This window comes from Leptolyngbya sp. FACHB-541 (genome assembly GCF_014695875.1).
Taxonomy (GTDB): Bacteria; Cyanobacteriota; Cyanobacteriia; order Elainellales; family Elainellaceae; genus JAAUTN01.
In genome coordinates this window covers 189,774-209,935 of the sequence record NZ_JACJPC010000135.1, presented here as the reverse complement: position 1 = coordinate 209,935, position 20,162 = coordinate 189,774, and the positions used below count along the sequence as shown (strand labels likewise).

At 46.1% G+C, this 20,162-nt stretch carries 24 protein-coding genes and 4 pseudogenes; 9 read left to right on the top strand and 19 right to left on the bottom strand.

The window, feature by feature from the left end:
- Positions 1-8 precede the first annotated feature (8 nt).
- A complete protein-coding gene (locus H6G00_RS30075) occupies positions 9-920 on the bottom strand; it encodes a LysR family transcriptional regulator (protein ID WP_190799548.1) in 912 nt (303 codons plus the stop codon).
- A gap of 143 nt (positions 921-1,063) precedes the next feature.
- On the opposite strand from H6G00_RS30075, the gene H6G00_RS30070 reads away from it, so the two are divergent.
- Entirely contained in the window at positions 1,064-1,555 is a 492-nt protein-coding gene (locus H6G00_RS30070) for a redox protein (protein ID WP_190799514.1), read from the top strand.
- Positions 1,556-1,772: 217 nt separating this feature from the next.
- Here H6G00_RS30070 and H6G00_RS30065 read toward each other — a convergent pair.
- The 10 genes and pseudogenes from H6G00_RS30065 to H6G00_RS30020 form a co-directional block, all read right to left on the bottom strand.
- Positions 1,773-2,332: pseudogene (locus H6G00_RS30065) on the bottom strand (cysteine hydrolase family protein).
- Positions 2,333-2,364: 32 nt separating this feature from the next.
- Positions 2,365-3,000, bottom strand: a complete 636-nt coding sequence (gene tmpT, locus H6G00_RS30060) for a thiopurine S-methyltransferase (RefSeq protein WP_190799513.1) — start codon at positions 2,998-3,000, stop codon at positions 2,365-2,367.
- A gap of 95 nt (positions 3,001-3,095) precedes the next feature.
- Positions 3,096-3,351: pseudogene (locus H6G00_RS30055) on the bottom strand (type II toxin-antitoxin system RelE/ParE family toxin); the annotation flags it as partial.
- Positions 3,348-3,587, bottom strand: coding sequence for a hypothetical protein (locus tag H6G00_RS30050; protein WP_190799512.1), 240 nt, complete (start codon positions 3,585-3,587; stop codon positions 3,348-3,350). The gene H6G00_RS30050 and the pseudogene H6G00_RS30055, both read right to left, overlap by 4 nt.
- 240 nt (positions 3,588-3,827) lie before the next feature.
- Positions 3,828-4,073 carry a hypothetical protein gene (locus H6G00_RS30045; RefSeq protein WP_190799511.1) on the bottom strand — a complete coding sequence of 82 codons (246 nt, stop codon included), beginning with the start codon at positions 4,071-4,073 and terminating at the stop codon, positions 3,828-3,830.
- Between the two features lie 201 nt (positions 4,074-4,274).
- Complete coding sequence (locus H6G00_RS30040) at positions 4,275-4,499, bottom strand: hypothetical protein (protein ID WP_190799510.1); 225 nt, start codon at positions 4,497-4,499, stop codon at positions 4,275-4,277.
- Positions 4,500-4,509: 10 nt separating this feature from the next.
- Entirely contained in the window at positions 4,510-4,719 is a 210-nt protein-coding gene (locus H6G00_RS30035; RefSeq protein WP_190799509.1) for a type II toxin-antitoxin system HicA family toxin, read from the bottom strand.
- A complete protein-coding gene (locus H6G00_RS30030) occupies positions 4,716-4,919 on the bottom strand; it encodes a type II toxin-antitoxin system HicB family antitoxin (RefSeq protein ID WP_190799508.1) in 204 nt (67 codons plus the stop codon). The genes H6G00_RS30035 and H6G00_RS30030 overlap by 4 nt, the downstream gene beginning before the upstream one ends.
- A gap of 92 nt (positions 4,920-5,011) precedes the next feature.
- Positions 5,012-5,281, bottom strand: a complete 270-nt coding sequence (locus H6G00_RS30025; RefSeq protein WP_190799507.1) for a hypothetical protein — start codon at positions 5,279-5,281, stop codon at positions 5,012-5,014.
- The gene (locus H6G00_RS30020) at positions 5,278-5,514 is read right to left on the bottom strand and encodes a hypothetical protein (protein ID WP_190799506.1); all 237 of its coding nucleotides are present in this window, start codon (positions 5,512-5,514) and stop codon (positions 5,278-5,280) included. Before H6G00_RS30020 ends, H6G00_RS30025 begins: the two co-directional genes overlap by 4 nt.
- Before the next feature lie 147 nt (positions 5,515-5,661).
- On the opposite strand from H6G00_RS30020, the gene H6G00_RS36350 reads away from it, so the two are divergent.
- Positions 5,662-5,787 (top strand): hypothetical protein, encoded by a 126-nt coding sequence (locus H6G00_RS36350; RefSeq protein ID WP_277882004.1) that lies wholly within the window; start codon positions 5,662-5,664, stop codon positions 5,785-5,787.
- Here H6G00_RS36350 and H6G00_RS36885 read toward each other — a convergent pair.
- From H6G00_RS36885 to H6G00_RS30000, 6 genes and pseudogenes are all read right to left on the bottom strand, one after another.
- Positions 5,779-5,919 (bottom strand): hypothetical protein, encoded by a 141-nt coding sequence (locus H6G00_RS36885; protein ID WP_199318791.1) that lies wholly within the window; start codon positions 5,917-5,919, stop codon positions 5,779-5,781. The genes H6G00_RS36350 and H6G00_RS36885 overlap by 9 nt on opposite strands.
- A 186-nt stretch (positions 5,920-6,105) precedes the next feature.
- Positions 6,106-6,849, bottom strand: coding sequence for an NAD(+)--rifampin ADP-ribosyltransferase (gene arr, locus H6G00_RS30010; protein WP_190799505.1), 744 nt, complete (start codon positions 6,847-6,849; stop codon positions 6,106-6,108).
- A gap of 182 nt (positions 6,850-7,031) precedes the next feature.
- Positions 7,032-7,291, bottom strand: a pseudogene (locus H6G00_RS36880) (hypothetical protein).
- A pseudogene (locus H6G00_RS36875) lies at positions 7,291-7,491 on the bottom strand (hypothetical protein). The pseudogenes H6G00_RS36880 and H6G00_RS36875 overlap by 1 nt, the downstream one beginning before the upstream one ends.
- Before the next feature lie 320 nt (positions 7,492-7,811).
- Positions 7,812-8,324, bottom strand: coding sequence for a hypothetical protein (locus H6G00_RS30005; RefSeq protein WP_190799504.1), 513 nt, complete (start codon positions 8,322-8,324; stop codon positions 7,812-7,814).
- A gap of 552 nt (positions 8,325-8,876) precedes the next feature.
- Positions 8,877-10,577, bottom strand: coding sequence for a DUF262 domain-containing protein (locus H6G00_RS30000; RefSeq protein ID WP_190799503.1), 1,701 nt, complete (start codon positions 10,575-10,577; stop codon positions 8,877-8,879).
- A gap of 552 nt (positions 10,578-11,129) precedes the next feature.
- Here H6G00_RS30000 and H6G00_RS29995 point away from each other — a divergent pair.
- The 5 genes from H6G00_RS29995 to lepB all read left to right on the top strand — a co-directional run bounded on the left by H6G00_RS29995 (position 11,130) and on the right by lepB (position 15,722).
- Positions 11,130-11,291 carry a hypothetical protein gene (locus H6G00_RS29995; RefSeq protein WP_190799502.1) on the top strand — a complete coding sequence of 54 codons (162 nt, stop codon included), beginning with the start codon at positions 11,130-11,132 and terminating at the stop codon, positions 11,289-11,291.
- 143 nt (positions 11,292-11,434) lie between these two features.
- Positions 11,435-13,372 (top strand): S9 family peptidase, encoded by a 1,938-nt coding sequence (locus H6G00_RS29990; RefSeq protein WP_190799501.1) that lies wholly within the window; start codon positions 11,435-11,437, stop codon positions 13,370-13,372.
- 366 nt (positions 13,373-13,738) lie between these two features.
- The gene (locus tag H6G00_RS29985) at positions 13,739-14,590 is read left to right on the top strand and encodes an ABC transporter ATP-binding protein (RefSeq protein WP_190799500.1); all 852 of its coding nucleotides are present in this window, start codon (positions 13,739-13,741) and stop codon (positions 14,588-14,590) included.
- Between the two features lie 65 nt (positions 14,591-14,655).
- A complete protein-coding gene (gene scpB, locus H6G00_RS29980; RefSeq protein ID WP_190643100.1) occupies positions 14,656-15,150 on the top strand; it encodes an SMC-Scp complex subunit ScpB in 495 nt (164 codons plus the stop codon).
- A 32-nt stretch (positions 15,151-15,182) separates the two neighbouring features.
- Positions 15,183-15,722, top strand: coding sequence for a signal peptidase I (gene lepB / locus H6G00_RS29975; RefSeq protein WP_277882003.1), 540 nt, complete (start codon positions 15,183-15,185; stop codon positions 15,720-15,722).
- A 364-nt stretch (positions 15,723-16,086) separates the two neighbouring features.
- Here lepB and H6G00_RS29970 read toward each other — a convergent pair whose 3' ends face one another.
- Positions 16,087-17,274, bottom strand: coding sequence for an NAD(P)H-quinone oxidoreductase subunit H (locus H6G00_RS29970; protein ID WP_190643098.1), 1,188 nt, complete (start codon positions 17,272-17,274; stop codon positions 16,087-16,089).
- A gap of 283 nt (positions 17,275-17,557) precedes the next feature.
- On the opposite strand from H6G00_RS29970, the gene trxB reads away from it, so the two are divergent.
- Positions 17,558-18,949, top strand: coding sequence for a thioredoxin-disulfide reductase (gene trxB, locus H6G00_RS29965; protein WP_190799547.1), 1,392 nt, complete (start codon positions 17,558-17,560; stop codon positions 18,947-18,949).
- Positions 18,950-19,084: 135 nt separating this feature from the next.
- On the top strand, positions 19,085-19,396 hold the full coding sequence (locus H6G00_RS29960) for a hypothetical protein (protein ID WP_242042574.1): 312 nt from the start codon (positions 19,085-19,087) through the stop codon (positions 19,394-19,396).
- Between the two features lie 139 nt (positions 19,397-19,535).
- On the opposite strand, the gene H6G00_RS29955 is transcribed toward H6G00_RS29960, so the two are convergent.
- The gene (locus H6G00_RS29955) at positions 19,536-20,132 is read right to left on the bottom strand and encodes a DUF4126 domain-containing protein (protein ID WP_190799498.1); all 597 of its coding nucleotides are present in this window, start codon (positions 20,130-20,132) and stop codon (positions 19,536-19,538) included.
- Positions 20,133-20,162 lie beyond the last annotated feature (30 nt).

The window sequence follows — 20,162 nt, the reverse complement described above, 5'->3', positions numbered from 1 at the left end:
TGCTCGTCTTAAGTCAGACCTTGCCTAACTTCAGGTGTATCACGCTTGCCTGCAAACATCCCTGTCCCTTTTAGCACATCCAGGAAGGTGAGTACAGCAGGCGAAAAAAGCACATTCGAGAGAACGGCTGCACCAATGATTCTGACTAGGGGAACGGGCAGCGACCTGACCTGAACGCCTTCTGGAATCGGCAAAGCTGCTAAACGAGGCAAAATTGCTGCGCCTAATCCCTGAGCTACCATGCTGACAATGGTGGAATCTTCCTTAATTTCGTAAGCAACTTTGAGCGACTGTCCCCACTCTAGCCAGTGATCGCGGACGGCTGAGGTGCATTCGGCATAGTTGTACAGGATGAAGGAGTGCGTTGATAACTCCTCCCAAGTTAGTGTTTTGGGCAGCGGTTCTGGGGATTGGGGTAACAGCACAACGTATTCGTCTCTGGCGATTTCCCAGGTATCAAACTCTTCGGAACGAGGAAGAGGGACGAGTCCGATATCGACCTGCCCTTCTCGCAATGCTTGCTCAACTCCGGTTGGATCGTCCTCTGTGAGTGTTACTTCCACCGATGGAAAGCGATGACTAAAGCGGGCAATTTTTGGCGGCAATAGGTGAGTGGCAGCGCTGCGAAAGGAGGCGATGCGAACTCGTCCGCCATGTAGCCCTTTTTCTAGATTAATTTCATGCTCGATGTCTTCTCGCGCCTGCACGATTTGACGGGCGTAGTGCAGGACGCGATCGCCAATCAGCGTCGGACGTGCGCCAAAGCGACCGCGTGAGAGCAGGGAAACGCCCAGTTCTTCTTCGAGGGAGGCGATCGCCCGACTCACTGCTGACTGCGAAATGTCCAGGTTCAAAGCTGCTGTAGAGAAATTACCGTATTCCACAACCGCCAGAAAAATTTGCAAATGGGCAATGTTCATCGAATTCATCTATGAATCCATCTATTCAGATTCTGCATAGACACGAACCGCTATCGGTTTTGATCCACAGCATGACTCAAAGTTAAGGTACGAAAAGCTGATGAATAGCTCATCCAACACGCTGGTTTTTCAAGACTGAACCTATGTTTGAATTGCTGCCTTACCAAAAGTTTCGAGATACTCCAAGCGTTCGTTTCTTTAACATTACGATCGCTAATTCTAATGCACGAGATCTAGTTTTTCATGAAGGGCCTGCCATTAGCCCAAACAACAGTGCCACTGGACACTGGCAGTTTTATCTCCATCCCCATCAGGAAGATAATTTGCTGGCGTTGACAGGCGGACGAACCTTTTACCTGGTCAACTTTGAGTGGAAACATCCCTTTCACATTGTCCGGTTAGAAGCAAATCGGGAGATTTTGCGAATTCCCCCCGGCACCTTCCATCGCTCTGAGTCTGACCCCAAGGGTTCACTTGTGTTGAATCAAGCTGTTCGCACCCAGAATGCAACCGTCGAGCGGGAATTCCGGGTTTACAACAGCAGTGAAATTCCGCGTTTGCGCTGGGTTACGTCTCAGTCTGCTCCGCCACCAATCCTGCATGGTTTTGAGGAATTTCATCAGAGAGTTGCCTGACGGTTATTGCCGATACGGTAATACAAATTCTCTAAAATAAGGCAACAGATCGGGTAGGGGCGTTTCGCAAAACGCCCCTACAGTTGTTTGCAGAATTTACTCTATGCGACTCAAATCAAATTGGGATAACAGTTTCAACTTAGCAGCAGTAGATAACCTTAAATTCACCACTGGCGGCTCTTATTTGCCTGCTGTGTGGAGGTTAGAGATGCGAAAGCTATAGGCTTTGTAGCAGGGTTGGTGTATCAATTACTGTTGCATATTCTTGATGCATGTTAGCTAAGGAAAGGGCATGAACCTGCTCGGCTAGGTGCAACTTCTGCTCTAGATCCATCTTGTCAAACGTCGCTGTGGCATCTGAAACAACGTATGTATCAAAGCCAAGATTGCCTGCTACTCAACTGTTGTCTCAACAGAGTTGTTTGTGATCACACCTGTCACAACTAAGGTTTGATAGCCACTGTTTCTTAACCAATGCTCTAAATCAGTGCCAATAAAAGCGCAATTCACCTGTTTGCTAACAATTTTTTCACCTGCATTGGGAAGCACAGCGTCTTTGAAGTCACATCCTTCCTGTTCTGGACAATAAGTTGAGTCTGGTTCGGTTGAAAGGTGACGAACATGAACCACTGGGCGCTGAGTTTCACGCCAAGCCATTAGCAACTGTGCAATATTTGCCTCAGCTTGCTCGTTGTTACGTCTTCCCCAGCTAGGATGATCGATCGCCTTTTGCACATCAATGATGATGAGGACTGCATTGGGTGGAATGTGCGTCAATTTAGCTTTCACCTACATGAGTATACTCATAGTTAATTCTGCAACAGCCAGACGCTCTCTTTCACATCATATTTTCCTTTCAATCCACCAACAACATCAGTACTTGAGATAAGAGACAAACTGTAGTTGTCACTGTAGTGTTTGTTTACTTCTTCTTGGCTGATTGAAAAGGGAGGTCCTTCCATTAGGCTTTGGTCGTACTCGCAAGTCACTAATAACTGTGGCGCTTTATCCGTAATCTCCATTAAGTGTGCGGTATATCGCTTGCGCACTTCTTCCGGTAAAGCAATCAAAGCTGCTCTGTCATAGATTGCATCTACTGGGCCTAAGGTTTTGCCAGATACATCAAAGATATCGCCCACAAAGATGTCGATGTCTTTAGCGCTATACAGACTTACTTCTCCGACTCTTGATATTTTTGGACTCACTTTGAGTTCTTCAAACAGTTGCTCGATGGCTAGTTCGACCAATTCAGCGCCAGCTACGCGATCGCCTTTGGAGAGCAACCAAGCAATGTCTAGAGTTTTGCCGCATAAAGGCACAAATACACGGCTACTGTTTGGTAAGGAAAGCTCTCCAAAGTGTTTTACCAGTGCTGGGTTAGCTTCACTTTTGTGGAAACCAATGTTGTTGTCTTGCCATTTCTGAAGCCAAAAATTTGAATCCATATTTATAACCTTTAAGACAGCTAGAGTAAATAAGGTTGCCCATCACCTGCCATCATAGATAATCTTTGAATTTCAACAGATAACTTCTTGGCGACCCTGTAAACATCTCTCCGATGTTTGCATTGTAATAAGAGAACAATTAACTCTTTATCGTCAATTTCATAACGAACGCGATAATCACCAATACGAATACGGTACTGATCGTTAGCACCTTTCATTTTGACCACTCCATCAGGACGTGGGTTTTCAGCAAGTTGTTGGAATCTTAATAGCAATGCGCTCGTAAATGTCGTTAGGCAAAGCATCTAGCTGTTTTTGCACAGCCTTAGGCGCGACTATGGTGTAAGTCATGCCGATTGATTTGCTCGCTGTGCTACGTATTGGTCAAATGTAGTGTAGTCACCAGATTTGTAGTCAGCTCGAGCAGCTTGAATTTCAGCGATATCTTCTGAAGAATCCTCATCATCAGGGAATAACTCAGCTTCTAAAAGTTCCCAGAGCTGATGCTTTTCAGCAATTTCAAGTGATGAAATTGCTTGCAGCAGTGATTCAAATGAAATATCTACTTTCACAGTATTCTTAGCCATTAGAATCCACCTACTTTTCCCTTCTTTAATTTTATCAGTGTCTACTAACTTCTCGGCGATCGCCCATGCACGAGTGTTCCTGAACCATGATTTGCTGCAAAAATTCATAAACAAGGTGCGTTCTTGGGAATTTATTGGTGGAGTAGTCGTCGTATTTGAGAACGCACCCTACAGTAATGCGATCGCACTAAAGCTTGGTGAGGCGAGAGGGGCGATCGCCCCTCTCATTATCCCTTTTTCTTACTCTCCTAGTCGGCGATCGCGGGTCAAGATACTCATTACCTCACCAGAGCCGGGAGCAGGTAACAATGGACTCCACAGTCCCACTTCGGCAAAGCCGCGTCGATGTAGGTCATAGATGGTTTCGGTTACGCCATCACGAGAGCCGATAACTAGAATTCGTAATCGTTCGCGCTCAGGGTTTTGAGGTGCAAAAGTTTCTCTCTCAACGGTGGGAGCGTTGGGATCTAGAAAACAGTGAGACATGAGTTGTGACTCCTTAGGGTTTTTTGAGGAAACCCAAAAACCTAGCCACCCCGCACCAGTTCACACGTTGCAGTGAGTGAGAGAACAAAAAGTGAGTTGAGGGTCACTTTCATGTTCTAAAGGATAGGCAACGCTTTCTTTGACATGACAAGTCGGGGTGGCTAAGGGAGTGTTAAAATTCACCATTAGCCGCCAGACTGCCTAGTACAGTTTGGGGGTCAGTCGCTCATTGCTGGTCGCAACAGCTTTGAGCGGCGCTAGGTCTTTGAGTGTAATGCGGTTGCCGTGAGTAAAAATAACAACCTTAGCGTGACAGCATACTGGAGTAAGCGGTATCTCGTCAAGGTAGGAGGCTGCGGATTGTTTGAAGGATGAAGAGGGGCGATCGCACTTATTAGTTCTATGCGATCGCTTACAGTACCTCAACAATTTACGCTCAAATTAAATCTTCTTCTGATAGCTGAGCTATTTTCATCAAAGCTCTCAAGGTTCCAATTTTCAAATCTTGATTGCGGTGAACGGGGATTGACAAAATTTGCTCTATTTCAGGGTTTTCGTAAATGTGATGACTGCCAGTAATTTTCCGCAAAACCCAGCCTTTTTGCTCCACAATCTTGCACAACCACTTGCCAGAAATGGACTTCATACAGCAATTTCAACAACCTGATCGGTTGACTCGATTGCATTACGACTGTTGGCAACATCGAGCCAGCCTTCAATAGCATCTTTCAAATTTGCTATCACCTCGTCCATTGTGTCACCTTCAGTCACACAACCGGGAAGTGCGGGAACTTCTGCCCAATAACCGCCTTCTTCTGCTGGATGAATAATCGCTTTGATTTTCATACACCTGTTGAGCTAGTTGCTAAGAATATGCTAACAACCACACCTGCTTATGCTCAACTGTGGTTGGTTGAATCAGTGCGATCGCACTAGCACTACAACCGTTGGAGCAACTCATCATACTCTGCATGTGCACCAATCCAAAACCAGTAAATGTGATCATCTTCCAATAAGCCAAGAACTCGATAATCTAAGCTGACACGAGCGGAGTAGATTGGCTGGCGCTGACTAACTCGTTTAAACTGAAGACTATTATGGTGAGGATCTGAACACCAGAGTTCATAAGCTTTAGCAGCTTGCTCCTGAACTGATGCAGGAAGTCCATTAAGTTTCTTGCGAAACGCCTTTGTTACACTTGACTTCATGACTCAGGCTGAGAGGAAAAAACTTCAGCCAGAGGTGTAATATCACCAGAAGCAATTTCCTGTTGTACCATCTCAGCCATTCGATCCCACTGACCATCTGTCGTAGATTCAAACTGAGCCTTCCATCTCTGCTCATCCTCCATCTCAGCAAGGAAGCGAGCGGCGATCGCATCCTGTTCGTCATCCGGTAAAGCTTTGAGTTGGGCAATCACTTGCTCAAGCAATTTAGTCATTGTTAAGCTGCTCCTGAAAAACTACCAAATTATTTTTTACTAATTGCCGGGTCTACTCTGCTGTGCCTTAACAATAAGGATTTTAGATTAATCCTGAATTGTAGTGCGATCGCCAACCTCGCAGGATGCGTTAGCGCAGCGTAACGCATGACTCAACCCCTTCACCTTACCGCTCCCAAACTTCACAATGACGGTATCCGTTCTTCCATTCTCCAATCGATTGGATTAACGTATCCCAAAAGGTTGGCGATCGCACTGCTTTGGCTACGCTGATTCTAAATGAGAAACCGGAATTTGTTCGGTTCTCTCAGGTGCTTTTGCGCCAGTTACAACGGCATGAACTGCATGAAGAATCGCGGCTGAATAATATCGATTGCCACAAGTATCACAAACACCAATCGTCACATCCTCAAGAATGACAAATCCGTCTCTATGTTTTAAATGCCTCGCGTTTGACAGTTCGGGGTTGAACCAAAATGAAGTCGTTAGATGAGGAGGGGTATTGATTTAACTAAGTGAGGCGCTACGCTGATACATCTTATAGGATTGGCGGTTCGTTGTTTTATGAGCAGGGTATGGGCATCTCAGAAGTTAATTAATAATTTCTCCTTTGTTATTGGCCAACTTTTCACGCCATTTTTGGAGTTCCTCAGGTGTTTGTCTTACCCAATCAGTTGCTTCGCCAACGATTTTTAATGGTGCTTGCGAGCGGTATGAGCGTGTCGGATTGCCCGGAAATTTTTTGTCTGTAACATTCGGATCATTTTCAAAACCCCCTGTCGGTTCAACGATATAAACACGTTCACTTCCATCGCCTTTTGCTAATGCAGCAGCTAGTCCTGCCCCATTAACAAGGGCTGTGAAATAAATGTGATTCATTTTGAGTTCAGGTTTGTAATTGGAACTGCCCCCTGCTGTCAGCAAATCGCCAACCTGCAAATCTGCTTTCGTCCCATGATAAAAAGGTCCTTTGTCAGAGGGTTTATCCTTAAACGAAGTTGCTAATTGATAATTCTTTTTTGCCTTGTCAGGTTTGCTTAAGTCCTCATAGCATTTAGCAATGTTTGAATATAGAGAAGGAAAAGCACTCTTAACAGTGTCGTTATTTACTTTTAATGCAAACTTCAAAGCCGTTTCGAGCCATTTTAATTTATCGGAAACATTTTTTTGATGTCGGGCTACATAATGAGCTGAAATAAATCTTTCAAGGTCGTTTGTCGCTTCGTTCCAGGCTTGAAGAAATAGCTTACTTGCTTCTTCAGGTTTGCCTTTTTCTTCCATGCCCATACCTTGAAGACAGAGTTTGATAACATTGTTGCTTGGATTGAATTCCATAATTATTTTGTCTCTTAACTATTGTGATATCAATTTAGCTGTTTTTCCTTAACAAAATTAGGGTGCGTTGCTGCTAAGTAAACGCACCAATTCATAATGTTTGAATGTTTAATGATTGATCTAGTTGTGGCTATACATAATTAAAGGTGCGTCATGACGCACCCTACAAGATGGCGATCGCACTACAGCTTGCCGATCAACTTGTTATACTCTGCGTGAGTTCCAATCCAGAACCAGGAGATTCTATTTTCGACTTCAACCCCCAAAGCTCGATAACTTAACCCTGCACGAACTGACCAATACTTCTTGTCCAACTTCTTGAAATGTAAGGAAGGACGGCTGGATCAACTTTGAGCAACTCATAGCACTCATCTGCTGTTCGTTGAACATTTTCAGGTAGGGCAGCGCAGCATTGCCAGAACCGTCGGGTTGTGTAGTGCATTAAATCTCACGATAGTGCCCAGCTTCAAACTCAGCGATCGCCTCCTGAGCAAACGCCTTTAATTTACCGTTTTCAATGTCTTGCTCTATCTATTCATCCCAACATTCGTAGTCTAAGTCAAGGAACCACAGCCTTAACTTCTCAAACTCATTTGATGACAATGAAAGAATTGCTGCTTCAATTTGCTCAAGGTTTGACATGATTCAGTTGTTCTTTGCCCTCGAAGAAATTATAGCTTCACTGCAAAGGGGAGTTTGATCGCCCCTCTTACATGAGTGTTAGCGCAGCGTAACGCATCCCTCAAAACCTTCGCCTATTTTCACGGACTTTAAGAAATGCCAAGTTTCAATCTTGCTTCTGCGGTGACTGGTGATTGAATCATGCGATTAGGGTTTGTTGATCAGTTTGCCTAACTTGCATGGATGACCCGTAGCCCAATATAAAGCCGTCAGATGGGTAAGGGTATTGATTTAACTAGGTGATGCGTTACGCTAACCGTTTTGTAAGATCGGCGATCAAACTAAGGGTAGATCTTTTCAGTCCACCTTGAACCATCGCTAAGATGTGAGTCTTCACGAATAAGACCTAACTGTTTAAGACGTTCTAGCATTGCCTCAGCATCGGGCTTTGAAAGTGACTCTATTGTTACGGCAAAGAAGTCATTTTTACTTTTATAAACAGTTACCTCATAACCTTTTTCTATTAGCTCATCAGCATCGGACTTGGCTTCCGCAAAAAACTGGGTGGATGTAACTACCAAAAATATGGGTTCGGTGTTTTGTCTAGATGAAGGCTCCAGTTGAGTAGTTGCAGTTTGAGTATCTATAGTATTGTCTTGAGAGATGGGCTTCAGGATACCAGAGTTATCCAGAAGTGCAAGTACGACAAAAAACACTCCAAGAACACCTGAAGCTACTCTTGTTCGAGGGTGGTCAGTACCAAATCGGATATCTTTAACGTCAAGCTTACCGACAAGTCCCAAAAGTACTAGCAAAGCACCAAAGAGCAAGAGAGTAACATTAAATGGGGGCATAGTGCTACTAGGGTAGATGTACAAACATTTCTACATCCAAAGCTAAATGAATTCCTAATTTGACTAATTACTTTTCGACTGATGTCTTAACGATAATCTTCAAATTGTTTCCTTCAGATAAGCTTGTGGTCTAATGTTGCCCATTGTCCGCTACAGATAATCTTTGAATTCCAACAGATAACTTCTTGCCAATCGCTGTGCATGGGCATGTTGTTAGACCATGGTTTGTTGCCAGAATTGATAAGTATGGTGCGTTCCTGAAATTTATCGGTGAAGTAGTTGCATTTGGGAACGTATCCTACAGCTAACTAGGTGATGCGTTACAGTGCTGCCAACGTATCCTACAAGATCGACAATTGAACCTGGTAAAGAGATGGTTTTGTTAGTTGTGTTAAGACACAGCACGCAACTCAACATTGATGAGATTTTGTCTATCTCATCAAAAGTGGATGAGTGGGGCCTTACCATTTTTGTGTAGCTACAAATAACTTTTGAATGTTCGTTGCCATGTAGTGTTAGGCGGCAGCATCAAACAGCTGAGAATTCGCTGTATTACGTAATATTCCAAAGTTCACAATATGCCTTCAAGGACATGGACTTTGTTCGCTCCTTGATTTCCTTTTCAGTCCATTGGCTTTTAAGCAAATCAGCATCAATGGGATATTTTTTACTTTGCAATATGCTAATTTTTTGCAAGAAATCAAAATCCCTTAGATCTACATTATTAGTTTCCTTGTCTACTAAAATCAAATTCCCTATGCTACCTACAATCTCCTCATCGCCTCTAGACTGCGGAAGCAGATGCTCAATACTTACAAATTTATAGTCAATAGGTAAACCATTGATATTTTTGCCCATAAAGCGGCTCAAAATGTATTGAATTATTTTCTTATGCCGAGTTTTATTTTTGGTGAAAATCAGGCTAGAGAAGCCCACTTCAAACTCGTCGAAACTGGGCAACTTTGACTTAAGCTTTCTGGTTAATGATGTGTTGATAGACTGGATCTTATCAGCGTTGTCAGCATTAGACAATTCTTGAGCATGTTTAGAATACAAAGAAGCAATAGAACCAGATGAACGTTGAGATGTTATTGCATTAAATATGAAGTGAAAAGATTCAATTTTTGATAGAATCTGACGCAACACTCTCAAAGAGAGCTTCTTATCCCTATAAGCCCTAACAAGCGATAGAAGCATCGGAGTTTGCTGTTTGACATTGAAAAGCTGGAATGCTTGCAAACATTCTTTTATTTCGCTCTCTTCTTTAGTCCATGGATAATTTTCTGGGCTTACAATGGACGTATAGTAATCCGAATTCTCCTGAAGGTCATATAGTAGAGAATGCGCTTTACTTGCAGAACTAACATAACCTTTCACTTCGCCAAACAGTTTCTGCTGAGTAACATCTCCATACTTTGAAAGCCAATAGTGATAAAGAAAAACCTCCATAATATCTTCTACACCATAATTATCAAATCTTTCCAGAATTGTATTCCATATAACTTTTGAGTGATCCAAGGATGCGTTGTTTGACTTTAACTTTTTCAGCAAGAGATTTTTAACTAGGTCAGAAGTAGTTAACTCCTTGCCACGAGTGTTTAAGGTTTCAAAAATCAAATATGCATCATCTTCATTATCCAATTGAATAAAGACAAGTTTTAGTGAAAGGATTTTATTTCTAATCTCTTTTAACTTTTCTATGATCCCAAGCTTCCGTTCACTTAGTAAATCAGCTTGAATAGATTCTCTATCATTTCTTGGAATAATAGAATAAAGATTTTTATTGATGATCTCAAATGCGATCTTTAAATTCAACTCTTCGTTTCCTACAATACAATTAATTTTTTCACTTTTAAAGCTTTGAATGTAGTTTTGAAAATATGGGAATGAGCTTTCTGCATTCAGAACAAACTCGTTGATATTATCTATGTTTGCTTTTTCAATGTAATTGTGAATTCCAAGCGCCAAATTTCTTTCGTCATATTCAACAAAAGCATTTCGTATGGCAGCAAGTATTAGTGTAATAGTTGTCAGTCTTTGCTGCCCATCTACAATTCCATAGTATGGTTTCTCCGTTTGATAAACAACCATTGAGCCAATGAAGTAATGTTCATATTCTCCAATTACAACGTCTTCCCAGAAGTTTTTGATTTCCTCTTCTGTCCAGGAATATGGTCTTTGAAATCTTGGTATTTTAAAGTAGCCCAACGAAAAAATATCTCGAACTTCTTTATCATTTGCTTCGATTTTCATGTTCTCTTGCTCGTGGTTTTTTGTAATTATGATCTGACAAAGGTGGGAATAATCGTTTTAGATTAAATTGATCTTAATAATCGTTTTTATGTTTTTCCAAAAAACTCGAGCGATTCTCCTGAACAATCTTTGAAGTATGCGCGTAATTATCTAGCCTAACAATATTATTAGAGTGATTTTTTCCAGCCTAATACACCCGTAATGCCAATTAGCAATATTGTCTCTGTTTAGTTAGAAAATATCGTAATTAGGTTAAAAACTTCAATCTAATTGGCAGATTTGAGAATTAGATTAATTGAAATTTTTCGCATGTTAGCCTCTGCTCAAAGGAACTGTCTAGGTTTTTCGGGATTTTTACTGATTGTTACGAGCTTTTTTGTACCAGTGTACTGAAGGCGATCGCTCCCCACCTCCCCACAGCAAACAAACACGAGCAAAACGAGGCAGAGCATTCTCAGCACTGCTCACCAGAGTCCAGCATCTTTTGTTGTCACTGCAAAAGTTTCTGTTGTCACCACGGAAGTTTGTGTCGTCACTGCAGAAGTTTCTGTCGTGGCTACAGAAGTTTGTGTTGTCACTACAGAAACTTCCGACATGACTTCAGAACTTTCTGACATCACTACAAAAGTTTTTGACTTGGTCTCAGAAGTTTCTGACATCAACACAGAAACTTCTGACATGGTTACAGAAACTTTTGACATCATGTCGCTATAGTTTTGGTTGACTTTTAGTGGGCTAGCTGAAGTTTGGGTGGGAGGGCGATCACTCTAGCTAAAGCGATCGCCTCTCCTATCTGGATCAGATGAGCGAGAAGCATTTATGCTCAAGCTAGAGACCTTCTTATTTCATAGCTACCCATGACTGACTCACTTGCCCCCTATGGCTCCTGGAAATCGCCTATCACCTCAGACCTGATTGTGCAAGGAACCATCCGACTAGGTGAAATCAGGCTAGATGGTGACGACATTTACTGGAGCGAAGGTCGCCCATTAGAGGGGGGGCGATCGGTTGTTGTGCGTCGCACTCCTGATGGCACCACAACAGACATTACCCCAACCGGGTTTAATGTTCGGACTCGCGTGCATGAATATGGTGGTGGGTCATACACTGTGGCAGACAAAACAGTGTATTTCTCCAACTTTGCCGACCAGCGGCTCTATCGCCAGTCCGTAGGCAGTGAACCGCAACCGCTTACCCCAGAAGCCAACTTGCGCTATGCCGATGCAGTCATCGATCGCCAGCGAAACCGCCTGATCTGCCTTCGAGAAGACCACACTGCCTCAGAGCGAGAAGCGGTTAATACTGTTGTGGCAGTGAGTTTATCCGCTGACTCACCAACAGCAGGAGAAGTGCTGGTTTCGGGCAACGACTTCTATTCGTCACCCCGCCTTAGCCCAGACGGAACACAACTTTCCTGGTTGACCTGGAACCATCCCAACATGCCCTGGGATGGCACCGAGCTATGGGTGGCTGAGGTGAAAGAGAATGGAGAATTGGGCGATCGCCACCTGATTGCAGGCGGACTCACCGAATCCGTTTTTCAACCCGAATGGTCACCCGATGGAGTGCTTTATTTTGTCAGCGATCGCACCAACTGGTGGAACCTGTATCGCTGGCAAAACGGACAAGTCGAGCCGCTGTGCCAAAAAGCCGCCGAATTTGGCTTACCCCAGTGGGTCTTTGGAATGTTCACCTACGGCTTTAACAGCGACAGCCTGATTTGCACCTACACCGAAGACGGCATTCAGCACCTCGCCCGCCTCAACCCCCAATCCTTAGAACTAAGCGAAATCGAAACCCCCTTCGCCAGCATCGGCGGCATTCGAGTTGCCCCCGGACATGCCGTCTTTGGCGCAGGCTCCCCAACCACCCCCGGCGTAATTGCCCGCCTTGACCTAAAAACAGGTCAAACCGAAGTACTGCGTCGCTCCAGCGAAACAAAAATTGATCCAGGCTACCTCTCCACTCCCGAAACCGTCGAGTTTCCCACCGAAAACGGACTGACGGCCCACGCCTTTTACTACGCACCCAAAAATCGAGACTACCAGGCTCCCACCGATGAACGTCCGCCCCTGCTCGTCAAAATTCACGGCGGTCCTACCGCTGCCACCTCCGCCACCTTCAACCTTGGCATTCAGTACTGGACAAGCCGCGGCATTGCCATTCTCGATGTCAACTATGGTGGCAGCACAGGCTACGGACGCGACTACCGAGAACGGCTCAAAGGTAACTGGGGCATCGTCGATGTCGATGATTGCGTCAACGGCGCAAAATATCTAGTCGAACGAGGAGAAGTTGATGGCGATCGCCTCACCATCGACGGCGGCAGCGCCGGAGGCTACACCACCCTTGCCGTCCTTGCCTTTCGCGATACCTTTAAAGCCGGAGCCAGCTACTACGGTGTCAGCGATGCCGCAGCTCTAGCAGAAGACACCCACAAATTTGAATCCCGCTACCTCGACGGATTGATCGGACCTTACCCCGAACGCCAAGACCTATATCGAGAGCGATCGCCCATCCACCACACCGACCAACTGTCCTGCCCCGTCATCTTCTTCCAGGGCGACGAAGACAAAATCGTGCCTCCTAATCAAGCAGAAATGATGGTCGAAGCCCTCAAAGCCAAAGGCATCCCCGTCGCCTACGTCCTCTTCGAGGGTGAACAACATGGTTTCAGAAAAGCCGAAAATATCAAGCGATCGCTCGACACCGAACTCTACTTCTACTCCAGAGTCTTCGGCTTCGAGCTAGCCGACCCCGTAGAACCCGTAGAAATCGCCAACCTACCTCATTAAACAAAGATGGGCGTTGTTGGTTTGGTGCATAAATCTCGTAAGGGCGTTTCGCAAAACGCCCCTACAGTGGGGTGAATGACCATAGATCGTAGCCACACCCAGCAACAATCCAAAAGTGTGAGCGGGGAACCCTCGCCACCTACCGATGCGAAGCGCTCCATGCCACTCACCCACAATTCCTTGCGGAGGGGGTCTGGGGGACGCGCTTCGTCCCCCAGTGGGGGTTCGGGGGCAAAGCCCCTGAAAGAGATCTCAATTGAGACACAGAATCCAAAAACACATTCAAGATAAGATTCAAACGATATCAATCAAGCTGATGTAAGTTTGAAATAGCCCGAAATTAGCATTGCTTTACATTCAACCCCTATGATCGCTGCGGTTTGTCTTCAGAGCGTTCACAAAGTTTACAACAACACCTCCGTTGTCAACGACCTCACCCTAACCATCCCATCAGGCGAAATATTTGGACTACTCGGCCCCAACGGAGCAGGCAAATCCACAACGATTCGAATGCTCACCACCCTCACCCAACCCACCCAGGGAGAGATCGTCGTTGCCGGATGTGACGTAGTACGACATCCCTTCGGCGTAAAAAAACAGATTGGCGTAGTCCTTCAGCAAACCAGCGTTGATGGTGACCTAACCGTTTGGGAAAACATGGAATTCCATGCCCGAATGCACCACATTCCCAACGCTCGACGGCAACACGAAATCAACCGCTGGCTAGAATACGTCGAGTTAATCGATCGCAGCAACGACCTGGTCAAAACCCTATCCGGCGGCATGAAACGACGACTTCAGATCGCCAGAGCCTTACTACACCAACCGCAAATCCTATTCCTAGACGAACCCACCGTCGGACTCGACCCCCAAACCCGCCGTCGCCTCTGGGAGATCATCAAAGGACTCAACCAACAGGGCATGACCATCCTGCTAACCACCCATTACATGGAAGAAGTTGAGTATTTGTGCGATCGCATCGGCATCATGGACAGCGGCAAACTGATTGAAGTCGGCACCTTACCAGAACTGCGCCAAAAACACGGTGAAGGACTACTGATGAAGCAGATTGGTGATCGCTGGGAATACAAATTTTTTCCTGACATGGATCAAGCCAACACCTACCTCGAACAGCAGCCCGACAAAACCGGCATGATGATCCGCCCCTCTAACTTAGAAGACATCTTCGTTGAACTAACCGGACGGAATCTAGATTAAACCTGTTAACGAAGCTGCACGAGCGTGTAGGGTAGTAAGAATTCAAAATTCAAAACTTTTCCCTCATGCCTCGTCTCGCCAGCAAAATCGAAGCGATTCTCTATCTCAAAGCTCAGCCCCTGCCGATCGCCAAACTTGTTGAATATGCAGGGTGCGATCGCAAAGAGATCGAAGAAGCCCTGATCGAGCTAATCACCGACTATGCTCATCGAGACAGCGCCCTGGAAGTCGTAGAAACCTCAGAAGGCTACTGTCTACAGCTACGTGATTCATTTCACGATCTAGTGCAAAGCCTGATTCCGCTGGACTTAGGAGTAGGAGCTTTGCGGACACTGGCGGCGATCGCCCTAAAAGGACCGATCAGCCAAACCGAACTGGTCGAACTGCGCGGCTCTGGAGTTTATCAGCACGTTCCAGAACTGGTGGGACTAGGCTTCGTTCGCAAACGAAGACAGGCTGACGGGCGATCCTACTGGCTACAGGTGACCGAAAAGTTTTACCAATACTTCCAGGTTGATAAATTACCCCAGCCCTTTGACTCACCTGCTTCACCGAGTTAACGTCGTGGAGCTACGTTGCTGAAAATCAAATTATGCTGTCGCGCTTCAATAAGAATCGACTGATTGCTTGGGTAAGTCTGTCGCTGAGCCTGGGGTTACTTCCTGCTTGTGCAAGCAAGGTTAAAAGCTTCTATATTCCGTCAGAGTCAATGGCTCCGACACTTGCTGTGGGCGATCGCATCTTCGCCGATCTATCCATTTACGAAACAGAGCAACCTCAACGGGGAGACGTCATCCTGTTTCGTCCTACCGATACTATGATTGCCGAAGGTGCCGCTGATCCAGATGTCCCCTTCATTGCACGAGCCGTTGGTTTACCTGGAGAAACCATCGAAGTGAGAGAGGGCAGCGTTTACATCAATAGCCAGCCAATTCAGGAAGACTATATTGCCGAGCCACCTGCTTACATCTGGGGTCCAGTTACAATTCCTGCCAATTCCTATGCCGTCCTGGGAGACAACCGCAACAACTCCTACGACAGTCAATTTTGGGGATTTGTCCCTCAAGACCATCTACTCGGAAAAATTACCAGTCGATATTGGCCGCCTGGAAAAATGGGGAATATCGAGTAAATAATACCGAACCCTCTATGGAGTAGCGCTATACCCCTCTTTCATCACTTTTGGAGAAGAAAATTCTCTCAATCCGTCTCGTTCCTGGCTTCTAGCTAGGAATGCAGTTTCTGGAGGCTCTGCCTCCGCTTCATTGTAAATGGAGGCAGAGCCTCCGAAGTGGCACTTCCGGGCAAAGCTTGGAAACGAGACGCTTATAGAATTTTTGTACTGGGAAAGTGATGGAAGAGGGATACACAAAGATAGTGTCTCTTTACCAAGCAGATTCCCTATGAAAACCCAGAGCAGTAGTTTTGGTGCAAAGACGGAAAAGAGGAGACAAACAAAGCTTGCCTCCTCTACCAATAACAAATTGAAAGCTGTACTAGCGATCGACCGATCCCATAATCACGTCGATGCTACCTAGAATTGCCACAATGTCAGCCACCTTCACGCCACGCAGCAGGTAGGGAAGAACTTGCAGATTGTTGAAATCTGCCGCCCGAATCTTCCAGCGCCAGGGAAACACACTATCGTCTCCGATGATGTAGATTCCTAGCTCGCCCTTGCCGCTTTCCACACGAACATAGTGTTCGCCTTTAGGAATCTTGAAGGTAGGAGCAATCTTCTTACCAATGAACTGGTAGTCAGGATTCTTAGCCCATTCAGACTTAGGTCCTTCCGCTACACGCTTCGCTTCCAGGTTCTCAAATGGGCCACCCGGTAACCCTTTGAGTGCCTGACGAACAATCTTGACCGACTCACGCATTTCGCGAATACGGACGAGATAGCGGGCAAAGCAGTCGCCTGCCGTTTCCCACTGTACTTCCCAGTCAAAATCGTCGTAGCACTCGTAGTGGTCAACCTTACGTAAATCCCACTTCACTCCAGACGCTCTTAGCATCGGGCCAGAAAGCCCCCAATTGATCGCATCTTCACGACCAATCGTGCCTACGCCTTCAACCCGCCGCCGGAAAATCGGGTTGTCAGTAATTAGACGCTCATATTCATCAACTTTGGGTAGGAAGTAATCACAAAAGTCTTCACACTTGTCTACCCAACCATAGGGCAAGTCAGCCGCGACCCCACCAATGCGGAAATAGTTGTTGTTGACCATGCGATAACCCGATACAGCTTCCCACAGGTCATAGATCATTTCCCGTTCCCGGAAAATGTAGAAGAAAGGCGTTTGGGCACCCACGTCTGCCATGAACGGGCCAAGCCACAGCAAGTGGTTGGCGATCCGGTTCAGTTCCAGCATGATTACGCGAATGTAGCTAGCGCGTCTGGGAACTGGAATGTCTGCTAGTTTTTCGGGAGCATTAACGGTAATTGCCTCGTTAAACATGCCCTCAGCGTAGTCCCATCGGCTGACGTAAGGGACATACATCGTATTGGTGCGGTTTTCGGCAATCTTTTCCATGCCCCGATGCAGATAGCCAATGACGGGTTCGCAATCGATTACGTCTTCACCGTCCAGGGTGACAATTAGGCGCAACACCCCGTGCATAGAAGGGTGATGCGGACCCATGTTTAGCACCATGGGTTCGGTTTTGGTTTCAATCATTGCCATAGACAAGCAATCTCCCGATTAAAAATCGTTAAGCAGCCACGCATCATGCCGCACCTTACGACGTTGACTTTTGTTGCACTGCCTTTTCATTATATTGGCCCAAGTCCCGTCTACCGGCGCAAACTACACTAAAAATCTAGAGAATTTTCTGATGCGATCGCCCTAATTATCCTTATGGGCAAAACGGACAGAACAGACAAATAGACCTATCTGCAATGTCATTAGACTTTTGTTAAGAAGTTAGACTATACTAAGCGTAGTCGTTATGAGTTTATCTAGATCTATGACAAACCCAGCGGTAGAAAACTTAGTCATTATCGGTTCTGGTCCGGCTGGATACACGGCTGCCATTTATGCTGCGAGAGCAAATCTAAAGCCGTTTGTATTTGAAGGATTCCAGGCAGGTGGGCTACCGGGCGGACAGCTCATGACCACTACTGAAGTTGAGAACTTCCCTGGTTTCCCTAGTGGCATCACCGGGCCCCAACTGATGGATCAAATGAAGGCGCAAGCCGTGCGCTGGGGCGCGGAGTTAGTAACAGAGGACGTTACTTCAGTTGATTTTAGTCAGCGTCCGTTTGTGATTCGCTCTGAAGAGCGAGAAGTTAGAGCACACAGCATTGTGATCGCTACTGGAGCAACCGCAAGGCGGTTAGGCTTGCCTTACGAAAACCAGTTTTGGAGCCGAGGAATTTCCGCCTGTGCGATTTGTGATGGCGCAACGCCGATTTTCCGCAGTGCCGAGTTAGCAGTTGTCGGTGGCGGTGACTCAGCTGCAGAAGAAGCAGTTTACCTGACAAAATACGGTTCTCATGTGCACTTGCTGGTGCGAGGCGAAAAGATGCGAGCTAGCAAAGCCATGCAAGACCGTGTTTTAAGTAATCCCAAAATCACCGTTCACTGGAATACCGAGACGCTCGACGTGTTTGGTGAAGAAGACCACATGAAGGGGGTCAGAATCAGAAATGCCCAAACCGGAGAGGAAGACGAACTTCACGTTAGAGGTTTGTTCTACGCGATCGGTCACACTCCAAATACATCCTTATTTAAAGGACAACTAGAACTGGATGACATAGGTTACGTTGTGACCAAACCTGGCTCAGTAGAAACCAGCATAGAGGGAGTTTACGCGGCTGGTGATGTGCAGGATCATGAATTCCGTCAGGCCATTACAGCAGCAGGTACGGGCTGTATGGCGGCAATGCTAGCTGAGCGCTGGCTCTCTGTAAACGGCTTAGTGCAGGAGTTTCATCAGACCGAAGCATCCGAAAAACCTGCGGCTGAAGCGGCTCACAAAAAAACTGAAGATGAGCAGGCAGCAGAGTTTGACGTTAATAGAACTCGTCATGAAGGGGGGTATGCCCTGCGTAAGCTATACCATGACAGCGATCGCCTAATCGTAGTCAAGTATGCTTCCCCCACTTGCGGACCTTGCCATACACTCAAGCCCATCCTGAGCAAAGTCGTGGATGAATTCGACGGTCAGATTCACTATGTAGAGATCGACATCGAAGCAGACCCAGATATTGCCGAGTCAGCCGGAGTGACTGGTACTCCAACCGTTCAATTCTTTAAGGACAAAGCTCTAGTTGAGCAGCTTAAAGGAATGAAGCAAAAGAGCCAGTACCGGGAAGTGATGCAGAAGTATGTTGCAGCTGCTGTTCCTGTTAGTTAGGCGATCGCTCTTACAAAACTCAGTTTGATTCATTAGTGGAAGTGCGGCTAAGCTGCGCTTCCGCTTTGCATAATCTGGGCTTTATTTGGGCTTTAATAGATCTGCGATCCTAAAAAACGGGTTTGGAATACTCTCATGCTTCAGATTCAGCGCAGTTCTCTTGGCATGATTTTGTTACTTCTGAGTAGTGTCAGCGTTGCACCAGCCCTGGCACTGCCACCTGCGGAAGATGTGCCTGAAGAGGTGTTGCGAACGGAGATTATTACAGAGGCGCGATCGCCCGTTGATGGCACTCCCCTTACGGCAGCTGAGTATGCTGAGCTACAGGCACAGCTTGAGGCAGGCCCCGATACTCGTCCCCAACTTTCGCCCCGAGTTGAGAACACGATTATATTGCTACGCGTCCGCAGAGCCATTCGCAGCGTTTTCCCATTCCTGCTTGAATAAAACACTGATCAAATCAGGTATACCTTCCTATCGGGTATACCTTTCTCAATTCTTAGGACAAGAAGAAGGGCACAGGGCGAAGCCCTGTGCCCTTCTTCTTGTCCTAACCTGTATGGCTATAGCTATAAAGCTGCTTTAGCTAATCGGGATCTCGTTTGTTCCACCGAGGATTTTTGCGGTTTAGAGCACTCGCTTGCTGCTGATACCAGCTTTGCCACACGCCCGAACTACGAATTGCTAACCAGAGCAACAGCAGCGCAATCAGCCCACCTTGTTCGGGTGCGTCAAACGCAAGCAGCACCAGCGCAATACACAAAAAGTCTTGCAAAAAAATTACCCAGGTCGGGAGTCCTCGCAAGCGGTAAAACCAGCCCACCTGCACCAATTGCAGCACAAAAGCAAATAGTCCACCCACCAGACCGAGCAACATTGCCATCGCTTCAGGTACCTCAGCAGAACGGGCAACCGTAATTCCGGCGATCGCCCCTACAAAAGGGCTAAACAGCAACTGCACGATTTGCAAAAAACGCTGTCCCAGACGTTCTTTAGAAATTAGTAGCTCAACCGAAGACCAACTTACCAACACTCCCAGCACAATCCGTGGGGGAATGTGGGACAAGACAGGTACATCTGCCCAGAGATTATCGCTATAAAGTAGCCCAATCATCAAAAGAGGTAGGGCAATTCTCATTCCCACTGCTGCAGATGCTGAGAGCGCGGCAAGGAGCTCAATCATAATGGCGGCTTTCTCTAAGCTTGCAGCCTG

Coding starts and splice junctions, on each gene's coding strand:
- H6G00_RS30075 (WP_190799548.1), bottom strand. CDS start 920: ATGAACATTGCCCATTTGCAAATTTTTCTGGCGGTTGTGGAATACGGT.
- H6G00_RS30070 (WP_190799514.1), top strand. CDS start 1,064: ATGTTTGAATTGCTGCCTTACCAAAAGTTTCGAGATACTCCAAGCGTT.
- tmpT (WP_190799513.1), bottom strand. CDS start 3,000: ATGGATTCAAATTTTTGGCTTCAGAAATGGCAAGACAACAACATTGGT.
- H6G00_RS30050 (WP_190799512.1), bottom strand. CDS start 3,587: ATGGCTAAGAATACTGTGAAAGTAGATATTTCATTTGAATCACTGCTG.
- H6G00_RS30045 (WP_190799511.1), bottom strand. CDS start 4,073: ATGTCTCACTGTTTTCTAGATCCCAACGCTCCCACCGTTGAGAGAGAA.
- H6G00_RS30035 (WP_190799509.1), bottom strand. CDS start 4,719: ATGAAGTCCATTTCTGGCAAGTGGTTGTGCAAGATTGTGGAGCAAAAA.
- H6G00_RS30030 (WP_190799508.1), bottom strand. CDS start 4,919: ATGAAAATCAAAGCGATTATTCATCCAGCAGAAGAAGGCGGTTATTGG.
- H6G00_RS30025 (WP_190799507.1), bottom strand. CDS start 5,281: ATGAAGTCAAGTGTAACAAAGGCGTTTCGCAAGAAACTTAATGGACTT.
- H6G00_RS30020 (WP_190799506.1), bottom strand. CDS start 5,514: ATGACTAAATTGCTTGAGCAAGTGATTGCCCAACTCAAAGCTTTACCG.
- H6G00_RS36350 (WP_277882004.1), top strand. CDS start 5,662: ATGACTCAACCCCTTCACCTTACCGCTCCCAAACTTCACAATGACGGT.
- arr (WP_190799505.1), bottom strand. CDS start 6,849: ATGGAATTCAATCCAAGCAACAATGTTATCAAACTCTGTCTTCAAGGT.
- H6G00_RS30005 (WP_190799504.1), bottom strand. CDS start 8,324: ATGCCCCCATTTAATGTTACTCTCTTGCTCTTTGGTGCTTTGCTAGTA.
- H6G00_RS30000 (WP_190799503.1), bottom strand. CDS start 10,577: ATGAAAATCGAAGCAAATGATAAAGAAGTTCGAGATATTTTTTCGTTG.
- H6G00_RS29990 (WP_190799501.1), top strand. CDS start 11,435: ATGACTGACTCACTTGCCCCCTATGGCTCCTGGAAATCGCCTATCACC.
- H6G00_RS29985 (WP_190799500.1), top strand. CDS start 13,739: ATGATCGCTGCGGTTTGTCTTCAGAGCGTTCACAAAGTTTACAACAAC.
- scpB (WP_190643100.1), top strand. CDS start 14,656: ATGCCTCGTCTCGCCAGCAAAATCGAAGCGATTCTCTATCTCAAAGCT.
- lepB (WP_277882003.1), top strand. CDS start 15,183: ATGCTGTCGCGCTTCAATAAGAATCGACTGATTGCTTGGGTAAGTCTG.
- H6G00_RS29970 (WP_190643098.1), bottom strand. CDS start 17,274: ATGGCAATGATTGAAACCAAAACCGAACCCATGGTGCTAAACATGGGT.
- trxB (WP_190799547.1), top strand. CDS start 17,558: ATGACAAACCCAGCGGTAGAAAACTTAGTCATTATCGGTTCTGGTCCG.
- H6G00_RS29960 (WP_242042574.1), top strand. CDS start 19,085: ATGCTTCAGATTCAGCGCAGTTCTCTTGGCATGATTTTGTTACTTCTG.
- H6G00_RS29955 (WP_190799498.1), bottom strand. CDS start 20,132: ATGATTGAGCTCCTTGCCGCGCTCTCAGCATCTGCAGCAGTGGGAATG.